Below are 16,692 nucleotides of genomic sequence, written 5' to 3' on the forward strand. Positions count from 1 at the left end.
AGTACGCAAGTTCACACGAGAAAGGTATCTGAAAATGACAGCACATTTCACTCTGCACGGTTGGTGGCGTACTTCCTGATCATCGGGCAGTGTCACGCGTCTGCGAAATGCAAACAGATACCCGCCCGCTACCCAGCGGGCTTTTTTTTGAACAGAATAAATGAGAACACCAACATGCAAACAGCCAAACCCCATCTCGAATTGCTGACCTGCGAGGCGGCCTATCGCCACAACCCGACCGCGCTGTTTCATCAGGTGTGCGGGGCTCGCCCGGCAACGCTGCTGCTGGAATCTGCAGACATCGACAGCAAAGACGATCTCAAGAGCCTGCTGCTGGTCGACAGCGCGCTGCGCATTACCGCTTTAGGTGACACCGTCACAATTAAGGCGCTATCAGACAACGGCGCATCGCTGCTGCCGCTGCTGGATGCAGCCCTGCCTTCAGGCATTGAAAACGAACGTCATCCAGAAATGCGCATTCTGCATTTCCCGCCGGTGAGCCAACTGCTGGACGAAGACGCGCGCCTCTGCTCCCTGTCCGTTTTCGATGCCTTCCGCCTGCTGCAGAACCTGGTTACCGTGCCGGAAGACGAGCGTGAGGCGATGTTCTTTGGTGGGCTGTTTGCCTATGACCTGGTCGCCGGATTTGAAGATTTGCCGGAAACCGAGCAGGGTAATCGCTGCCCGGACTATTGTTTCTATCTGGCTGAAACCCTGCTGGTGATCGACCATCAGAAACAATACACCCGTATCCAGGCCAGCCTGTTCACGCCTTCGACAGCTGAGAAAAACCGTCTTGAGCACCGCATCGCGCAGCTCCAGCAGCAGATGACGGAAGCGCCCCCTGCACTTCCGGTGCAGCGCGTGGAAAAAATGACCTGCGATGTGAACCAGACCGACGATCAGTACGGCGCCGTGGTTCGTCAGATGCAAAAGGCGATTCGCGCCGGGGAAATTTTCCAGGTGGTACCGTCCCGTCGCTTCTCACTGCCCTGCCCGTCGCCGCTCGCAGCCTACGACGTGCTGAAAAAAAGCAACCCGAGCCCGTACATGTTCTTTATGCAGGACAACGACTTCACGCTGTTCGGCGCCTCGCCGGAAAGCTCGCTGAAGTACGACGCCACCAGCCGTCAGATTGAGATCTACCCGATTGCCGGGACCCGTCCGCGCGGACGTCGCGCCGATGGCTCTCTGGATCGCGATTTGGACAGCCGTATCGAACTGGAAATGCGTACCGATCATAAAGAGCTCTCCGAGCACCTGATGCTGGTCGATCTGGCGCGTAACGATCTGGCCCGTATTTGTACCCCGGGCAGCCGCTACGTGGCGGACCTGACTAAAGTCGACCGCTATTCGTTCGTGATGCACCTGGTCTCTCGCGTAGTGGGCGAGCTGCGCCACGACCTCGACGTGCTGCACGCCTATCGCGCCTGCATGAACATGGGCACCCTGAGCGGTGCGCCGAAAGTGCGCGCCATGCAGCTGATTGCCGCCGCCGAAGGGCGTCGTCGCGGCAGCTACGGCGGCGCGGTGGGTTACTTCACCGCCCATGGTGACCTCGATACCTGCATCGTGATCCGCTCCGCCTATGTCGAAGACGGTATTGCCACCGTCCAGGCGGGTGCCGGAATTGTTCTTGATTCTGTTCCGCAGTCTGAAGCTGACGAAACGCGCAGCAAAGCCCGTGCGGTCCTTCGCGCCATTGCTACCGCACACCATGCACAGGAGATTTTCTGATGGCTGACATTCTGCTGCTCGATAATATCGACTCCTTTACCTATAACCTGGCAGATCAGCTGCGTGCGAATGGCCACAACGTTGTTATCTACCGCAACCACGTCCCGGCGCAGACCCTGATTGACCGTCTGGCAACCATGCAAAACCCGGTGCTGATGCTCTCCCCCGGGCCAGGCGCACCGAGCGAAGCAGGCTGTATGCCGGAGCTGCTGACCCGCATGCGCGGCAAGCTGCCGATTATCGGCATCTGCCTCGGCCATCAGGCGATCGTTGAAGCCTACGGCGGCTACGTCGGCCAGGCGGGTGAGATCCTGCACGGTAAAGCGTCCAGCATTGAACATGACGGCCAGGCAATGTTTGCCGGGCTGCCGAACCCGCTCCCGGTCGCGCGCTATCACTCGCTGGTTGGCAGCAACATTCCCGCCGGGCTGACGATCAACGCCTCGTTTGAAGGGATGGTGATGGCGGTACGTCACGATGCGGATCGCGTCTGCGGCCTGCAGTTCCACCCGGAATCGATCCTGACCTCCCACGGCGCCCGCCTGCTGGAGCAGACGCTCGACTGGGCGTTACAGAAGCTGGAGCAGACCAATACCCTGCAGCCGATTCTGGAAAAACTGTACCAGGCGCAGACCCTGAGCCAACAGGAGAGCCACCAGCTCTTCTCCGCCGTGGTTCGCGGCGAGCTGAAGCCTGAGCAGCTGGCGGCCGCGCTGGTGAGCATGAAAGTCCGCGGCGAAAGCCCGCAGGAGATCGCCGGTGCCGCTACGGCCCTGCTGGAAAATGCCGCCCCGTTCCCGCGCCCGGACTATCAGTTTGCCGATATTGTTGGCACCGGGGGAGACGGCAGTAACAGCATCAATATCTCCACTGCCAGCGCCTTCGTGGCGGCGGCGTGTGGTTTAAAGGTCGCGAAACACGGTAACCGCAGCGTTTCCAGCCGGTCTGGTTCTTCCGATTTGCTCGCCGCATTCGGTATTAATCTCGATATGAACGCCGAGCGTTCCCGTGAAGCGCTGGATGACCTGGGCGTCTGCTTCCTGTTTGCGCCGAAGTATCACACCGGTTTCCGCCACGCGATGCCTGTTCGTCAGCAGCTTAAAACCCGCACGCTGTTTAACGTGCTCGGCCCGCTGATCAACCCGGCGCACCCGCCGCTGGCGCTGATCGGTGTCTACAGTCCGGAACTGGTACTGCCGATTGCCGAGACGCTGCGCGTGCTGGGCTACCAGCGTGCCGCCGTGGTGCACAGCGGTGGAATGGACGAAGTGTCACTGCATGCGCCGACGCTGGTAGCCGAACTGCGCGACGGCGAAATCCTGAGCTACCAGCTGGAAGCCGCTGACTTTGGTTTAACCCCGTATCACCAGGAAGCGCTGGCCGGCGGTACGCCGGAAGAAAACCGTGACATTCTGACGCGCTTATTACAAGGTAAGGGAGAGGTCGCTCATGAGGCCGCCGTTGCTGCCAACGTCGCCATGCTGATGCGTTTGCACGGCGAGGAAGACCTGAAGGCCAACGTTCAAAAAGTTCTGGATGTACTGCGCTCCGGTGCAGCTTACGATCGCGTTACCGCACTTGCGGCAAGAGGGTAAAGAATGCAGACCGTTTTAGCGAAAATCGTTGCCGATAAGGCCATCTGGGTGGAAGCCCGCAAGCAACAGCAGCCGCTTGCCAGTTTCCAGAATGACGTCGTACCAAGCCAACGTCGTTTCTATGATGCCCTGCAGGGTGCGCGCACCGCGTTTATTCTTGAGTGCAAAAAAGCCTCCCCGTCAAAAGGCGTTATTCGTGACGATTTCGACCCGGCACGTATTGCCGGCATTTATAAGCATCATGCGTCAGCCATCTCCGTGCTGACGGATGAGAAATATTTCCAGGGCAGCTTCGATTTTCTGCCGATCGTCAGCGGCATCGCGCCGCAGCCGATCCTGTGCAAAGACTTTATCATTGACCCGTATCAGATCTGGCTGGCGCGCTTTTACCAGGCCGACGCCTGCCTGCTGATGCTCTCGGTACTTAACGACGAGCAGTATCGCCAGCTTTCCGCCGTGGCGCACAGCCTGAACATGGGCGTGCTGACCGAAGTGAGTAATGAAGAAGAGCTGGAACGCGCGATTGCGCTGGAAGCCAAAGTGGTTGGCATTAACAACCGCGATCTGCGTGACCTGTCCATTGACCTGAACCGCACGCGCCAGCTGGCACCGCGTCTGGGCGCTGGCGTCACGGTGATCAGCGAATCCGGCATTAACAGCTACGCCCAGGTGCGCGAGCTGAGCCACTTCGCCAACGGTTTCCTGATTGGCTCCGCCATGATGGAACATGACGATCTCAATGCGGCAGTACGTCGCGTGCTGCTGGGTGAAAACAAAGTCTGCGGCTTAACCCGCGAACAGGACGCCCAGGCCGCGTATGAAGCCGGAGCGATTTATGGCGGGCTGATTTTTGTGGATTCCTCTCCTCGCTCGGTCAGCGAAGAGCAAGCGCGTAAGGTCATCGCCGCGGCTCCGCTCAGCTATGTTGGCGTGTTCCGCAACGCAGACATCGCAGAGGTGGTTGAAAAAGCCGACGCGTTATCCCTGAGCGCGGTGCAGCTCCACGGCGAAGAAGATCAGGCCTATATCGATGCCCTGCGCGCCACGCTGGCACCGCAGGTACAGATCTGGAAAGCGCAACGCGTTGACGATACGTTGCCCCCGCGTAACCTGAACCACGTGGATAAATACGTCCTCGATAACGGCCAGGGCGGAACCGGCCAGCGTTTTGACTGGTCTCTGCTGAACGGCGAAAAGCTGGACAACGTTCTGCTGGCGGGCGGATTAAGCCCGGACAACTGTGTAGAAGCCGCGAAAACCGGCTGCGCAGGCCTCGATTTCAATTCAGGCGTAGAGTCCCAGCCGGGTATTAAAGATGCCAGCAAACTGGCCTCGGTTTTTAAAACTCTGCGTGCATATTAAGGAAGAGAAGATGACGACATTACTTAACCCGTATTTTGGTGAGTTCGGCGGGATGTACGTCCCGCAAATCCTGATGCCCGCGCTGCGCCAGCTGGAAGAAGCGTTTGTGAGTGCGCAGAAGGATCCGGCGTTTCAGGCGGAATTTACCGACCTGCTGAAAAACTATGCAGGCCGCCCAACGGCCCTGACCAAATGCCGTAACCTGACGGAAGGCACGAAAACCACGCTGTATCTGAAGCGTGAAGACCTGCTGCACGGCGGCGCACATAAGACTAACCAGGTGCTGGGCCAGGCGCTGCTCGCGAAGCGTATGGGTAAAACCGAAATCATCGCCGAAACCGGCGCAGGCCAGCACGGCGTGGCCTCGGCGCTCGCCAGCGCCCTGCTCGGCCTGAAATGCCGCATCTATATGGGGGCGAAAGACGTTGAGCGTCAGTCTCCGAACGTTTTCCGTATGCGTCTGATGGGTGCGGAAGTGATACCGGTGCACAGCGGCTCCGCGACGCTGAAGGATGCCTGTAACGAAGCGCTGCGCGACTGGTCTGGCAGCTACGAAACCGCGCACTATATGCTCGGTACCGCGGCGGGCCCGCACCCGTTCCCGACCATCGTGCGTGAATTCCAGCGCATGATCGGGGAAGAGACCAAAGCGCAGATCCTCGAAAAAGAGGGTCGCCTACCGGATGCGGTAATCGCCTGCGTCGGCGGCGGATCTAACGCCATCGGCATGTTCGCAGACTTTATCGACGACACCAGCGTGGGTCTGATTGGCGTCGAGCCTGCGGGTCACGGCATTGAATCGGGTGAACACGGCGCACCGCTGAAGCATGGCCGCGTGGGGATCTACTTCGGCATGAAATCCCCGATGATGCAGACCGATGAAGGCCAGATTGAAGAGTCTTACTCTATTTCTGCCGGCCTCGATTTCCCGTCCGTAGGACCGCAGCACGCCTATCTGAACAGCACCGGTCGTGCGGACTATGTCTCCATTACCGATGACGAAGCGCTGGAGGCGTTTAAAACGCTGTGCCGCAGCGAAGGGATCATCCCGGCGCTGGAGTCTTCACACGCTCTGGCCCATGCGCTGAAAATGATGAAAGACAATCCGGAAAAAGAACAGCTGCTGGTGGTGAACCTTTCCGGTCGCGGTGACAAAGATATCTTCACCGTTCACGATATTCTGAAAGCACGAGGGGAAATCTGATGGAACGCTACGATAACGTATTTGCAGAACTGAAATCCCGCCAGGAAGGCGCGTTCGTTCCCTTCGTCACCCTTGGCGACCCTGGCCCTGAACAGTCGCTGAAGATCATCGACACCCTGATTGAAGCCGGTGCCGATGCGCTGGAGCTGGGGATCCCGTTCTCTGACCCGCTGGCGGATGGCCCGACCATTCAGAATGCGACGCTGCGCGCGTTTGCCTCGGGCGTCACGCCGACCCAGTGCTTCGAGATGCTGGCGGCGATCCGTCAGAAGCACCCCACTATCCCGATTGGCCTGCTGATGTACGCCAACCTGGTATTCAACCGCGGTATCGATGAATTTTACGCCGAGTGCGCGCACGTGGGCGTCGACTCCGTTCTGGTGGCCGACGTGCCGGTTGAGGAGTCTGCGCCGTTCCGTCAGGCGGCAATGCGCCATAACGTCGCCCCGATTTTCATCTGTCCACCGAACGCTGATGACGAACTGCTGCGCCAGATAGCCTCTTACGGACGCGGGTATACCTACCTGCTCTCCCGCGCAGGCGTGACCGGTGCCGAGAATAAAGCCGCGCTGCCGCTGCATCACCTGGTGGAGAAGCTGGCCGAGTACCATGCCGCGCCTCCGCTGCAGGGTTTCGGGATTTCATCCCCGGATCAGGTCACCGCAGCGATTGAGGCTAAAGCAGCAGGTGCCATCTCCGGCTCTGCGATTGTGAAGATCATCGAAAAGAACGTGGACAAGCCAGAGCAGATGCTGGCCGAGCTGAAGGCGTTTGTGACCGCCATGAAGGCGGCGACGCGTAAAGCCTGACCCCTCCACCGTCTGGCATCCCTGCCAGACGGTTACCCTCTCTTCCCGGCCATCAACAAAGGATGACGTTAAAATTGATCCTTTCGATATTTTCGGTGTGAATGGCTTTTCAAACCGTCATGTAAGCGTATGATCTGGACTCTTTTTTATCTTTAATCCTTCTGAGTTCAGAGGCTTATTCATGTCATGGCAATCCTTCAAACAGGCTTACCTGGTTAAGTTCTGGTCACCCGTTCCGGCCGTTATCGCGGCAGGCATTCTCTCTACTTATTATTTTGGCATTACCGGTACCTTCTGGGCCGTTACCGGCGAGTTCACCCGCTGGGGTGGCCAACTGCTGCAACTCGCTGGCGTGCACGCCGAAGAGTGGGGATACTTTAAACTCATTCATCTGGACGGTACGCCGCTCACCCGCATCGACGGGATGATGATCATCGGCATGTTCGGCGGCTGCTTCGCTGCCGCTCTGTGGGCAAACAACGTTAAGTTGCGTATGCCCAAAAGCCGGATCCGCATTCTGCAGGCGATTATCGGCGGCATAATTGCTGGATTCGGCGCGCGCCTGGCGATGGGGTGCAACCTTGCCGCCTTCTTTACCGGGATCCCTCAGTTTTCTCTTCACGCCTGGTTCTTTGCTGTCGCCACGGCCATTGGCTCTTACTTTGGCGCAAAATTCACTCTACTGCCGCTGTTTCGCATTCCAGTGAAAATGGTAAAAGTCAGCGCAGCGTCTCCGTTAACCCAGAAGCCCTCTCAGGCACGCCACCGTTTCCGCCTCGGAATGCTGGTCTTTTTCGCCATGATCGCATGGGCGCTCTGCACCGCTCTGAACCAGCCCAAACTCGGTCTGGCGATGCTGTTCGGTGTGGGTTTTGGTCTGCTCATTGAACGCGCGCAGATCTGCTTCACCTCCGCGTTTCGCGATATGTGGATCACCGGGCGCACGATGATGGGGAAGGCGATTATCGCCGGGATGGCGGTCAGCGCCATCGGCATCTTCAGCTATGTTCAACTGGGCGTCGAACCAAAAATCATGTGGGCCGGTCCTAACGCGGTCATTGGCGGCCTGCTGTTCGGCTTCGGGATCGTGCTGGCTGGCGGGTGTGAAACCGGCTGGATGTATCGCGCCGTCGAAGGTCAGGTTCACTACTGGTGGGTGGGTCTTGGAAATGTGATAGGTTCTACGATCCTGGCGTATTACTGGGATGACTTGTCTCCCGTCCTGGCCACCAGCTGGGACAAGGTCAACCTGCTGAATACCTTCGGGCCTCTAGGGGGCCTGTTGGTCACCTACGCCCTGCTGCTGGTCGCTTTTTTACTGGTCGTCGCACAGGAGAAACGCTTCTTCCGCCGTGCGAGCGTTAAAACAGAAACGCAGGAGAACGCCGCATGAAAGAGATCGTGCCTGATTATCGTCTGGATATGGTCGGTGAGCCCTGTCCTTATCCGGCGGTTGCTACGCTTGAAGCACTACCGCAGCTTAAGAAAGGTGAAATTCTGGAGGTGGTCAGCGACTGCCCGCAGTCCATCAACAACATACCGCTGGATGCGAAAAACCACGGTTATACGGTGCTGGATATCCAGCAGGATGGACCCACCATTCGCTATCTGATTCAAAAATGATCGCTAAGGGCCTCGTAAGGGGCCTTTATCGTATTGAATTATAAGGCATCTTGATCCATGGCAAAAACGCAATTTTCGACTTAAGTAAAATCTCATTTCCCTTTTGAAGGAGGTTTTCGCGGTTTGATGTATTTACGAGCTTTACTGGTTTTCGCCTTATTGATTCCTTTCCATGCGCTGTCCCTGAATTTCTCTTCTACCTTCCTGCGCCTTAATTGTCCGCAAAGAGGACTTGTCGAGGTTATTCTTCACGTTTATGACCACACCCAGGAACGATGGCACGGTCATTTTGAAACCGGCGCGGGACACAAACGTGCGGGTGATACCGAAATTATCCCGTTTGCCAACGGCGATATTCTCTTCCATTCCCTGTCGAGCGACGCTTTCAGCTATTTATATGATGGGGAAACGATCCTGAGGCATTGCGTAAAGCTTGATGAGCGGTCGGTTTATCCGTCGTTTTGAAGTGGGCAAAGCAAACTGGCCACCCTGTGGCCAGTTTGATGGGGGATCAGAAACGATAACCCGCAGAGAACATGAACACCCACGGATCCAGGCGAGTATTGATACTTTGCTGCTGACCGCCCGCCTTGAAGCGTACGTCCGTATCAATATCCATGTACCAGACCGAGGCGTTGATCAGCCAGTCGCGGTTAATCAGGTAATCCAGACCGACCTGTCCCGCCATGCCCCACGAATCTTTCAGGCTGAGATCCGTCAGACCTGCCTCTTTACCGGTATCGTTGAATTTCTCATCAAAGAAGGTGGTGTAGTTCACACCGGCGCCAATATAAGGGCGCACCTTGCTGCTTGAGTCACCAAAGTACCATTGCGCCATCAGCGTTGGCGGTAAATGGTGAACCGTGGCGATATCACCGGTCGGCCCGAGACCCACGCGATGACGGAACGGCGTTGCTGCCAGAAGCTCAACACCAACGTTATCCGTCGCCATATAGGTGAACGTTAAACCTAACTGGGTGTTATTACTGACGTTAAAACCGCCCATACCCAGCACGTTATCCGATCCTTCAGTTGGGCGAACCGTAGCCGAACCGGCACGAATAAAGAATTCGCCTGCTTCATGCGCATATGCGCCGCCAGAGAGACTGCTTAATACAAGGGCTGCCACCGCTAATTTTTTCATATCCGCTCCATCGTTGTGGTTTTAATCGCGGGTGAGAATATACTCACAAAAGGGTAATAAGTGATCTGCCACAGATCACATTAAAACCAGTAACTTAACATTCATTGATCTGGATTAATTTTTTGTTACGCACCCAAAACCAATAAGTTGTTTCCATGTCAATTTTTGGCATTTCACGGTTACAAAATTTCCCTTTTCCCCCTCTTGCTCTTCCTCTGGCGGCTGGATAATTTATCGCTTCACAAGTTGATTTGATGCGTTCTTCTTTTGCAGGTGTGCCATGAGTGATATTAACCCGTGCATGACGTGCGGAGCCTGTTGTGCGTATTTTCGAGTCTCTTTCTACTGGGCCGAAGCCAGCGATGGCGGCGGTACCGTTCCGGTTCATCTTACCGAGCCGTTAACCCCCTTTCTGCGCTGCATGAGCGGCACGAACCAAAAGCAGGCCCGCTGTGTGGCGCTACAGGGTGAGCCTGGGGTCGCGACCCGCTGTTCCATCTATGAGGATCGCCCCAGCCCGTGCCGGGAATTTGCCATGTCGGGGGAAGATGGGCAGGTCAACGAAGCCTGTAACCGCGCCCGCGCCCGCGTTGGATTACCGCCGCTTTACAAAGATATGCTTTTCCATACAAGCCTTGATGCTGCCACAGCAGGTGCATCCGGTGTACAATTGCCGGCTAATTAACACCTGCAATACTCAAGGAGAGTGCATGTCTATCACGGCGAAGTCTGTCTACCGTGACACGGGAAACTTTTTCCGCAATCAGTTCATAACCTTTTTACTGATCGCGTTGCTATGTGCCTTTATCACGGTGGTGCTGGGTCATGCGTTCTCACCGAGTGAAGAACAGATTGCCAGCCTGAGCCAGGGCGACCATCTTGCGGGTAGCGTGGGGTTGTTTGAGCTGGTGCAAAACATGACGCCTGAGCAGCAGCAAATTCTGCTGCGCGCTTCTGCCGCGTCCACGTTCTCAGGCCTGATTGGTAATGCAATTCTGGCGGGCGGCGTTTTGCTGATGATTCAGCTGGTATCGGCGGGTCATCGGGTCAGCGCCTTGCGGGCGATTGGTGCCAGTGCGCCAGTTTTACCCAAGCTGTTTATCCTGATCTTTTTGACCACCCTGCTGGTGCAGATGGGGATTATGCTGGTCGTGGTGCCGGGTGTGTTACTGGCTATCGTGCTCTCATTTGCGCCGGTGATGGTCGTGCAGGATAAAATGGGGATTTTTACCGCGATGCGCAGCAGCATCCGACTGGCATGGGCTAATATGCGTCTGGTGGCGCCCGCCGTGATCGGCTGGCTGCTCGCCAAAACGCTGCTGTTATTGTTTGCGCCGAATTTTGCGGTATTAACGCCCAATGTTGGCGCGGTAGTAGCGAATACGCTGAGCAATCTGATTTCAGCGATACTGCTGGTCTATCTGTTCCGCCTGTATACGTTAATTCGTCAGTAATCTGGAGGCGGGGGACATCGCAGTCTCCCGCCCCGCTCAGAAGATGGAATCACAGAATGAAGCAGTTTCTTGATTTTTTACCGCTCGTGGTCTTTTTTGCTTTTTATAAGCTGTACGATATTTATGCCGCCACCACTGCGCTGATCGTTGCGACCGCCGTTGTACTGATTTACAGCTGGGTTCGCTATCGTAAAGTCGAAAAAATGGCGCTGGTTACCTTCGTCCTGGTCGCCGTATTCGGCGGGCTTACCCTGTTCTTCCACAATGATGAATTTATTAAATGGAAAGTGACCGTCATTTACGCGCTGTTTGCGGGCGCATTGTTAATCAGCCAGTGGGTGATGAAAAAGCCGCTGATCCAGCGCATGCTGGGCAAAGAGCTGACGCTGCCTCAACACGTCTGGTCCCGTCTGAATATCGCCTGGGCGGTCTTCTTTATTCTCTGCGGTCTCGCTAACATCTATATTGCTTTCTGGCTGCCGCAGAATATCTGGGTCAATTTTAAGGTCTTTGGCCTGACCGCGCTGACGCTTATCTTCACGCTGTTAAGCGGCGTATATATTTATCGCCACATGCCGCAGGACGACAAGCACTGATTAATCACTGACCAGAACGTCAACGACAGGTGTTCTGGTCTATTCTCTCCACTGTGAAATCATAGTAGCATCCCGCCTGAAGTATTCCGTTACGAGTTAAAACAATGACAACAACTAACGCCCCTCAGGGCGAACTGGTTTTACGCACACTGGCAATGCCCGCTGACACCAATGCCAATGGCGATATTTTTGGCGGCTGGCTGATGTCGCAGATGGATATGGGCGGCGCAATTCTGGCAAAAGAGATCGCCCACGGGCGCGTGGTGACGGTGCGGGTGGACGGCATGACCTTCCTGCGCCCGGTTGCGGTAGGGGATGTGGTTTGCTGCTACGCGCGCTGCGTGAAACGCGGCAATACCTCCATTTCCATCAACATCGAAGTCTGGGTGAAGAAAGTCTCTTCTGAGCCGATTGGGCAGCGTTATAAGGCCACTGAAGCGCTGTTTATTTATGTCGCAGTGGACAGCGAGGGTAAACCTCGTCAACTTCCACAGGCCTGATCGACAGGCAAAAAAAAGCCTCCTTTCGGAGGCTTTTTTTATTCCATCTGCGCCCCGCCGTTCAGGCGGAAAACGATATTAACAATCAATCCGCTGCCCGGCTTGCCTGGCTCATAGCGCCATCTGCGCATGGCAGATTTCACTTCGCGCTCAAACATATTAGAAGGCTGAGCAGATAAAATTTCGACGTTATCCACGCGTCCATCCGCGGTCACGTCGAATTTCACCCGTACGCGGCCTTCAATACGTAAGGCCTGAGCTCGCGGCGGATATTGGGGCTGGTTGCGGCTTACGGCACGCGGGCCCGCTGGCGCGGTAACCGTTGGCTTTGAAGTCGTTGCCGTATTGTTCATCACCGGGCGTGAAGGCGCCGCATTTTCTACTGCCTGGGTCGCGCGCGGTTCAACCGGACGTTCCTCGCGTTTCGGACGCTCTTCGACCTTCTTCACCGGTTTTGGCTTCGGCTTAGGTTTTGGCTTCGGTTCAGGCTTGTGGATCACCACCGGGGCTTCCTTCGGTGGCGCCGGAACAGGCTCGGGTTCTGGCTCCGGTTCAGCCACCGGCTGTGGCGGCGGAGGGGCAACCTGCGGCGGTTCAAGATCCGCTGGCGAGACCATCGTCACCGAAATCGGCTGCGCGGGCGCGGGCATTTCAATAACCTGATGAACCGAGGTATACAGCAGACCCGCCACAACGGCACCGTGAATCACGACAGAAAGCAGCGTCGGCCAGGGAAAGCGGCGAGGTAAATCAAGGGTCATCGAAGTCATAGTCATCAACGTTAAAAAACCGAACACTGATTTTAAATGCAAATAGCAATCATATTCAATAAGACACTTTGTTCTGACGCAACTTTAGCGCATGAGAGGCCAAAAAAGGCGCATTCAGATCAGGGTATTAACATTGTTTTTATTTTACATTGCAGTCGTTTGCCCTTTCACATAACGTAACTGACACTTTTACCGGTTAAGGAGCTTCGCCGTGTTTTACGTGATTTACTCTGAAGATGTTGCTGATTCGCTCGAAAAACGCCAGGCTGTGCGCCCTGCGCATCTGGCACGTTTGCAGTTGCTTCAGGATGAAGGTCGATTACTGACCGCCGGCCCTATGCCTGCAGTAGACAGCAACGATCCGGGTGCCGCCGGTTTTGCCGGCTCCACGGTTATTGCTGAGTTTGAATCCCAGGAAGCCGCTCAGGCCTGGGCTGACGCAGATCCGTATGTTGCGGCAGGTGTATATGCGAAGGTGACGGTTCGACCGTATAAGAAAGTGTTCTGATACCAAAGCGGCTCCGCAAGGAGCCTTTTTTATAGCGCCGGTTGTGCGTCTTTATACCAGGTAAACTGCTGCTCTGTAATCAGGCTTCCCCACTGGTCCCCTTCCCACTCTTTTACCAGCGTAAACCCAAACGACTCGTACAGCCGCCGGGCGGCGGTCAGCTTATTGAATGTCCAGAGGTGCACGGCAGAAAAACCGACACTGTCGCAGAACCGCATCGCTTCATTCAGCAGTTTTTTCCCCACGCCGTGTCCCCGACAGCCATCATCAAGAATAAACCAGCGAAGATGGGCTTCACCCGGCGCCAGATCCTCGCCATCTATCGCCACCGAGCCGACAATTTTGTTGTTGAGTACTGCCAGCCAAATCTGGTTACAGGGCTTCTCCAGTCTTTCACTGAACTCGGCCAGCCCTGAAGCCACTTTGGCCTCGAAGAAGCGACCAAAGTTATGCTCCCGCGAATAATAGCTGCCATGCATCTCCGCGATACGGCCAATCATGCCGGGGATGTACCCCTGCACTATCTTCAGCTCGTCGGGCTGCATATCGTTGCCCGCCTCACGGCATGCCTGCAGCGCATTGGCATAAAGGGTGAGCCCCTCAGAAATGGTCTGCTGCTGGGCAGGAGCAAGACGCTTTATTGCTGTAACCACGCGCTCATTGCTGAAGGCATTAATTTTGCTGACCGTCTCGTGACCTTTCGCGGTCAGCCTGAGGCTCTTTGCTCTCGCATCCTCAGCAGAAATAACTTCCTCGAGTTCGCCAGCGGCAATCAGACGAGACAGCATCCGGCTGACGCTGGACTTTTCCAGGCCCAGCAGTTGCACCAGCTGACTCGCCGTCATCTGTTTGCGTAAGGCGATTTCGACCAGGGTATGGACGGCCGAAGGTGAGTAGCTCGTTGAGGCCAGGGTAGAACCCATAAAACCTAACTCTCGCACCATGAGGCGCGAGGAACGTCGAATGACACTGACTACCGGAGTTTCGCTGTGCATGTTCTGTCCTCATCATTTAGTTGTACTATACAACTAAATGATGAGGGATTGTCAAACAGAATAAAAAAGGCCCCCGCAGGAGCTTTTTACAACACTTCAACACAATGAAATAAAAGGATTTATTTCAAACAAAGTCCACATATTGACCACATCGATACATGAAGCCCCGCAAATGCGGGGCTTCTATTAAAAGTTATAACTGTTGACACCCTTTAAATGATTGAACAAAAAAGAACCTACTACAAAACATTTAAACAGTTCCCACGACATCTCGGACCGATTAATATATTAAAAGTTGATAATTTACAGTTTGGCCTAACCCCTTTTGAACTTCCATCTTAGTGCCAAACCAGACAGCGCCAGAAGAGAAACAGAAACAATACTATTAAGAACACCTACGAGTACAAATCCCATATATGATAGTGTATTTTTGTTAGCCATGAAGTCATTATTCCTCAACACATCAAAAGGCAAAAATGTTTGCTTCAATGTGATAATTAATGATTTAATAACGCAATTCCAATCTATCGGCAAGAAAATAGATATTACTGGAGAGCTAATAAGTGCATAAAGAATTGTAAAAACTGGCATGGACATCAGTAGATAGATTAAAGGAGCGCGATAATTCGTACCGTAATCTGAAAATAAATAATATAAATAACTAGCACTAAGAAATTTATTTTTTTTGTCTTCTCCATTTAACAGGCTCTCTTGTTCAAGTGAGAAAAACATCCCCTCAAACTCTCTATTCCTTTGAGACTCCATGATAAATCTTAACGCACGATAGCACGAAGCATCATGCAAGCCTCTTCGACTAATAAAGTATGTTTTATTGGGGAACACACTCCCTTCAGGAATATTTGAACCCTGTATTTGAGGAGGGGTTTGAAATTTTGTCTCTGAGAAATCAATTGCATGAATTATTTTTCTATGTCTAAAGCTAAATTTACGCAACGATGATCCAGTCACATTCATGTTATATATGAAATTGTTTTTATCATCATCCTTCTCAATGGTTGAAAGATCTAACCCTCCAACTTCTGAATCTTTTATTATCAAATTTTCAGTAGCAATTGAAAATAGGTCAAAATTCATCCTCCCTATTTTTGAACCGGATATATCAAGCTTTTTTAATATCGTGCCTTCGGAAAAGTTCACATATGCTCTGTCAGAATCAGAATCAGAATCAGAATCAGATTTCAATTTCAAAAAACCACATTTATCTATGTGTACTGAAATTGGTGATTTAATGTTTATATTTATCTGAGAATTTTTGAGGAAGCTACAGCTATTAAAAAACAAACCGCATGGTTCGCTTTCAATAGTAGAACTTATCAATACCTTTTTCATAAAAACAACCTCATCGAAAACGGGTGGTTGTTCACATGTACACTCGAAATACTCGATAATACACTTTTCAATATCTGGAGAAAGGCGTTCTGTAAAGTCTTCGATTTTATCTTGGTCTATAAGTAGGCTACGGCAATTAACTCCACTTATTTTAACGTTACCAAGAAAAAAACCTTTTTTACAGTTTTCAATTTTAAAATACCGGCCATCTTTAAGGTTAGATATTACCGTTGAAACAACAAACGTGCAGTTTTTAATGAGTACAGAACTTACTGCATTTGGTAGATCTATAACTTTAACGGTGATCTTCGAATTTTCAATTTTTAAGCTTATGTCATCCAAGCCGGTTAGAAGCAACTTGAGTTGCTCAAATACGACATCAGTTAAATCCACATTTATCAATATAGAATTGTCAATTACTTTCAATGATTGCACTCCTAAAAAATGAATTATTGCCATAACATACTATTGTGTGTTTTTTTGATTAAAATTACAAATATTAACCATATCCACAGCATAGAAATTCTTTTAGAAGGAAGCGACAAAAATCGCCCCCTGGATTTAAATAGTACAAAAATTTAATATGTATCTTTAGAGTATTAAGAAGTTTCGCTCTGTAATATTCTGCAGTATTGACTTCACTACAAGTGATACTTTTCACTCCTTTTGCTCGCCTGAACCAACCAATCATATGATTATTTTAAGTTATTTATTAAACTTACACCACTTTCCTGACGGTAAAAGAATGAAGCCACTAAATTTTAGCCTCGTTATAGGGAGCAAAATCTTTATTCAAATCCATTGCATTTGTTGCTGACCTGAGTTTGAGGGGTGAGGTGCCGCTGGTACTACAACTCCCGGCGATACGATAAAACGCTCGACCGTCTCAGTGGTCACAAATGTCGCGCTGCAGTTGATGTTTGTACACTGGTGATACCGCTCTTTGGTTGTGTCAGAAAAATAGCGACTTGTGCGGGCGTGAGCGGCGAAATGGCATTTTGGGCAGTGAAACATGGCGAGCACCTAATTTAATTTCCGATGCGTT

Annotated in this window: 19 protein-coding genes and 1 other annotated feature; of the genes, 14 read left to right on the forward strand and 5 right to left on the reverse strand. The window is 53.0% G+C overall.

The features are described 5' to 3' along the window. Nucleotides 1-34 precede the first annotated feature (34 nt). The 9 genes from trpL (at nt 35) to AC4IC4_RS12925 (ending at nt 8,795) form a co-directional block, all read left to right on the forward strand. Nucleotides 35-79, forward strand: coding sequence for a trp operon leader peptide (gene trpL, locus AC4IC4_RS12885; RefSeq protein ID WP_106993556.1), 45 nt, complete (start codon nt 35-37; stop codon nt 77-79). Continuing rightward, nucleotides 56-149 (forward strand) — a sequence feature (Trp leader region). Its footprint overlaps the gene before it by 24 nt. A gap of 25 nt (nt 150-174) precedes the next feature. Next, nucleotides 175-1,737, forward strand: a complete 1,563-nt coding sequence (locus AC4IC4_RS12890) for an anthranilate synthase component 1 (protein ID WP_048990764.1) — start codon at nt 175-177, stop codon at nt 1,735-1,737. Continuing rightward, nucleotides 1,737-3,332, forward strand: coding sequence for a bifunctional anthranilate synthase glutamate amidotransferase component TrpG/anthranilate phosphoribosyltransferase TrpD (gene trpD, locus AC4IC4_RS12895; protein WP_032647582.1), 1,596 nt, complete (start codon nt 1,737-1,739; stop codon nt 3,330-3,332). Before AC4IC4_RS12890 ends, trpD begins: the two co-directional genes overlap by 1 nt. A gap of 3 nt (nt 3,333-3,335) precedes the next feature. Beyond that, on the forward strand, nt 3,336-4,694 hold the full coding sequence (trpCF, locus tag AC4IC4_RS12900; protein ID WP_491471265.1) for a bifunctional indole-3-glycerol-phosphate synthase TrpC/phosphoribosylanthranilate isomerase TrpF: 1,359 nt from the start codon (nt 3,336-3,338) through the stop codon (nt 4,692-4,694). A gap of 10 nt (nt 4,695-4,704) precedes the next feature. Further along, the gene (gene trpB / locus AC4IC4_RS12905) at nt 4,705-5,898 is read left to right on the forward strand and encodes a tryptophan synthase subunit beta (protein ID WP_024907111.1); all 1,194 of its coding nucleotides are present in this window, start codon (nt 4,705-4,707) and stop codon (nt 5,896-5,898) included. Further along, complete coding sequence (gene trpA, locus AC4IC4_RS12910) at nt 5,898-6,707, forward strand: tryptophan synthase subunit alpha (RefSeq protein ID WP_491471266.1); 810 nt, start codon at nt 5,898-5,900, stop codon at nt 6,705-6,707. The genes trpB and trpA overlap by 1 nt, the downstream gene beginning before the upstream one ends. Nucleotides 6,708-6,888: 181 nt before the next feature. Next, nucleotides 6,889-8,100: a selenium metabolism membrane protein YedE/FdhT gene (yedE, locus tag AC4IC4_RS12915; protein ID WP_491471267.1), complete on the forward strand. Its 1,212-nt coding sequence runs from the start codon at nt 6,889-6,891 to the stop codon at nt 8,098-8,100. Then, nucleotides 8,097-8,330, forward strand: coding sequence for a sulfurtransferase-like selenium metabolism protein YedF (gene yedF / locus AC4IC4_RS12920; protein ID WP_003856774.1), 234 nt, complete (start codon nt 8,097-8,099; stop codon nt 8,328-8,330). Before yedE ends, yedF begins: the two co-directional genes overlap by 4 nt. 126 nt (nt 8,331-8,456) lie before the next feature. Further along, entirely contained in the window at nt 8,457-8,795 is a 339-nt protein-coding gene (locus AC4IC4_RS12925) for a hypothetical protein (protein WP_491471268.1), read from the forward strand. A gap of 46 nt (nt 8,796-8,841) precedes the next feature. Here AC4IC4_RS12925 and ompW read toward each other — a convergent pair whose 3' ends face one another. Then, nucleotides 8,842-9,474 (reverse strand): outer membrane protein OmpW, encoded by a 633-nt coding sequence (gene ompW, locus AC4IC4_RS12930; RefSeq protein ID WP_023335963.1) that lies wholly within the window; start codon nt 9,472-9,474, stop codon nt 8,842-8,844. A gap of 280 nt (nt 9,475-9,754) precedes the next feature. Between ompW and AC4IC4_RS12935 the strand changes: the two genes are divergently transcribed. The 4 genes from AC4IC4_RS12935 (at nt 9,755) to yciA (ending at nt 12,024) form a co-directional block, all read left to right on the forward strand. Further along, nucleotides 9,755-10,159, forward strand: coding sequence for a YkgJ family cysteine cluster protein (locus tag AC4IC4_RS12935; protein WP_032674935.1), 405 nt, complete (start codon nt 9,755-9,757; stop codon nt 10,157-10,159). A gap of 25 nt (nt 10,160-10,184) precedes the next feature. After that, a complete protein-coding gene (locus AC4IC4_RS12940) occupies nt 10,185-10,928 on the forward strand; it encodes a YciC family protein (RefSeq protein ID WP_491471269.1) in 744 nt (247 codons plus the stop codon). 56 nt (nt 10,929-10,984) lie between these two features. Continuing rightward, on the forward strand, nt 10,985-11,524 hold the full coding sequence (locus AC4IC4_RS12945; protein WP_032647595.1) for a septation protein A: 540 nt from the start codon (nt 10,985-10,987) through the stop codon (nt 11,522-11,524). A gap of 104 nt (nt 11,525-11,628) precedes the next feature. Beyond that, nucleotides 11,629-12,024 (forward strand): acyl-CoA thioester hydrolase YciA, encoded by a 396-nt coding sequence (yciA, locus tag AC4IC4_RS12950; RefSeq protein WP_008502796.1) that lies wholly within the window; start codon nt 11,629-11,631, stop codon nt 12,022-12,024. A 38-nt stretch (nt 12,025-12,062) separates the two neighbouring features. Here yciA and tonB read toward each other — a convergent pair whose 3' ends face one another. Next, nucleotides 12,063-12,785 (reverse strand): TonB system transport protein TonB, encoded by a 723-nt coding sequence (gene tonB, locus AC4IC4_RS12955; protein ID WP_491472824.1) that lies wholly within the window; start codon nt 12,783-12,785, stop codon nt 12,063-12,065. A gap of 220 nt (nt 12,786-13,005) precedes the next feature. Between tonB and AC4IC4_RS12960 the strand changes: the two genes are divergently transcribed. Continuing rightward, nucleotides 13,006-13,302, forward strand: coding sequence for a YciI family protein (locus AC4IC4_RS12960; RefSeq protein WP_024907101.1), 297 nt, complete (start codon nt 13,006-13,008; stop codon nt 13,300-13,302). 29 nt (nt 13,303-13,331) lie between these two features. On the opposite strand, the gene AC4IC4_RS12965 is transcribed toward AC4IC4_RS12960, so the two are convergent. The 3 genes from AC4IC4_RS12965 to AC4IC4_RS12975 form a co-directional block, all read right to left on the reverse strand. Next, on the reverse strand, nt 13,332-14,297 hold the full coding sequence (locus AC4IC4_RS12965) for a bifunctional helix-turn-helix transcriptional regulator/GNAT family N-acetyltransferase (protein ID WP_491471270.1): 966 nt from the start codon (nt 14,295-14,297) through the stop codon (nt 13,332-13,334). Nucleotides 14,298-14,612: 315 nt separating this feature from the next. Further along, nucleotides 14,613-16,073 carry a hypothetical protein gene (locus AC4IC4_RS12970; RefSeq protein WP_491471271.1) on the reverse strand — a complete coding sequence of 487 codons (1,461 nt, stop codon included), beginning with the start codon at nt 16,071-16,073 and terminating at the stop codon, nt 14,613-14,615. 366 nt (nt 16,074-16,439) lie between these two features. Beyond that, nucleotides 16,440-16,661: a DNA-binding transcriptional regulator gene (locus tag AC4IC4_RS12975; protein ID WP_491471272.1), complete on the reverse strand. Its 222-nt coding sequence runs from the start codon at nt 16,659-16,661 to the stop codon at nt 16,440-16,442. Nucleotides 16,662-16,692: the final 31 nt, after the last annotated feature.

The organism is Enterobacter sp. Taxon_2 (assembly GCF_058355295.1).

Excerpts from the sequence above, each read along its gene's own strand:
- AC4IC4_RS12890 (WP_048990764.1), top strand. The coding sequence starts at position 175 with ATGCAAACAGCCAAACCCCATCTCGAATTGCTGACCTGCGAGGCGGCC.
- trpD (WP_032647582.1), top strand. The coding sequence starts at position 1,737 with ATGGCTGACATTCTGCTGCTCGATAATATCGACTCCTTTACCTATAAC.
- trpCF (WP_491471265.1), top strand. The coding sequence starts at position 3,336 with ATGCAGACCGTTTTAGCGAAAATCGTTGCCGATAAGGCCATCTGGGTG.
- trpB (WP_024907111.1), top strand. The coding sequence starts at position 4,705 with ATGACGACATTACTTAACCCGTATTTTGGTGAGTTCGGCGGGATGTAC.
- trpA (WP_491471266.1), top strand. The coding sequence starts at position 5,898 with ATGGAACGCTACGATAACGTATTTGCAGAACTGAAATCCCGCCAGGAA.
- yedE (WP_491471267.1), top strand. The coding sequence starts at position 6,889 with ATGTCATGGCAATCCTTCAAACAGGCTTACCTGGTTAAGTTCTGGTCA.
- yedF (WP_003856774.1), top strand. The coding sequence starts at position 8,097 with ATGAAAGAGATCGTGCCTGATTATCGTCTGGATATGGTCGGTGAGCCC.
- AC4IC4_RS12925 (WP_491471268.1), top strand. The coding sequence starts at position 8,457 with ATGTATTTACGAGCTTTACTGGTTTTCGCCTTATTGATTCCTTTCCAT.
- ompW (WP_023335963.1), bottom strand. The coding sequence starts at position 9,474 with ATGAAAAAATTAGCGGTGGCAGCCCTTGTATTAAGCAGTCTCTCTGGC.
- AC4IC4_RS12935 (WP_032674935.1), top strand. The coding sequence starts at position 9,755 with ATGAGTGATATTAACCCGTGCATGACGTGCGGAGCCTGTTGTGCGTAT.
- AC4IC4_RS12940 (WP_491471269.1), top strand. The coding sequence starts at position 10,185 with ATGTCTATCACGGCGAAGTCTGTCTACCGTGACACGGGAAACTTTTTC.
- AC4IC4_RS12945 (WP_032647595.1), top strand. The coding sequence starts at position 10,985 with ATGAAGCAGTTTCTTGATTTTTTACCGCTCGTGGTCTTTTTTGCTTTT.
- yciA (WP_008502796.1), top strand. The coding sequence starts at position 11,629 with ATGACAACAACTAACGCCCCTCAGGGCGAACTGGTTTTACGCACACTG.
- tonB (WP_491472824.1), bottom strand. The coding sequence starts at position 12,785 with ATGACCCTTGATTTACCTCGCCGCTTTCCCTGGCCGACGCTGCTTTCT.
- AC4IC4_RS12965 (WP_491471270.1), bottom strand. The coding sequence starts at position 14,297 with ATGCACAGCGAAACTCCGGTAGTCAGTGTCATTCGACGTTCCTCGCGC.
- AC4IC4_RS12975 (WP_491471272.1), bottom strand. The coding sequence starts at position 16,661 with ATGTTTCACTGCCCAAAATGCCATTTCGCCGCTCACGCCCGCACAAGT.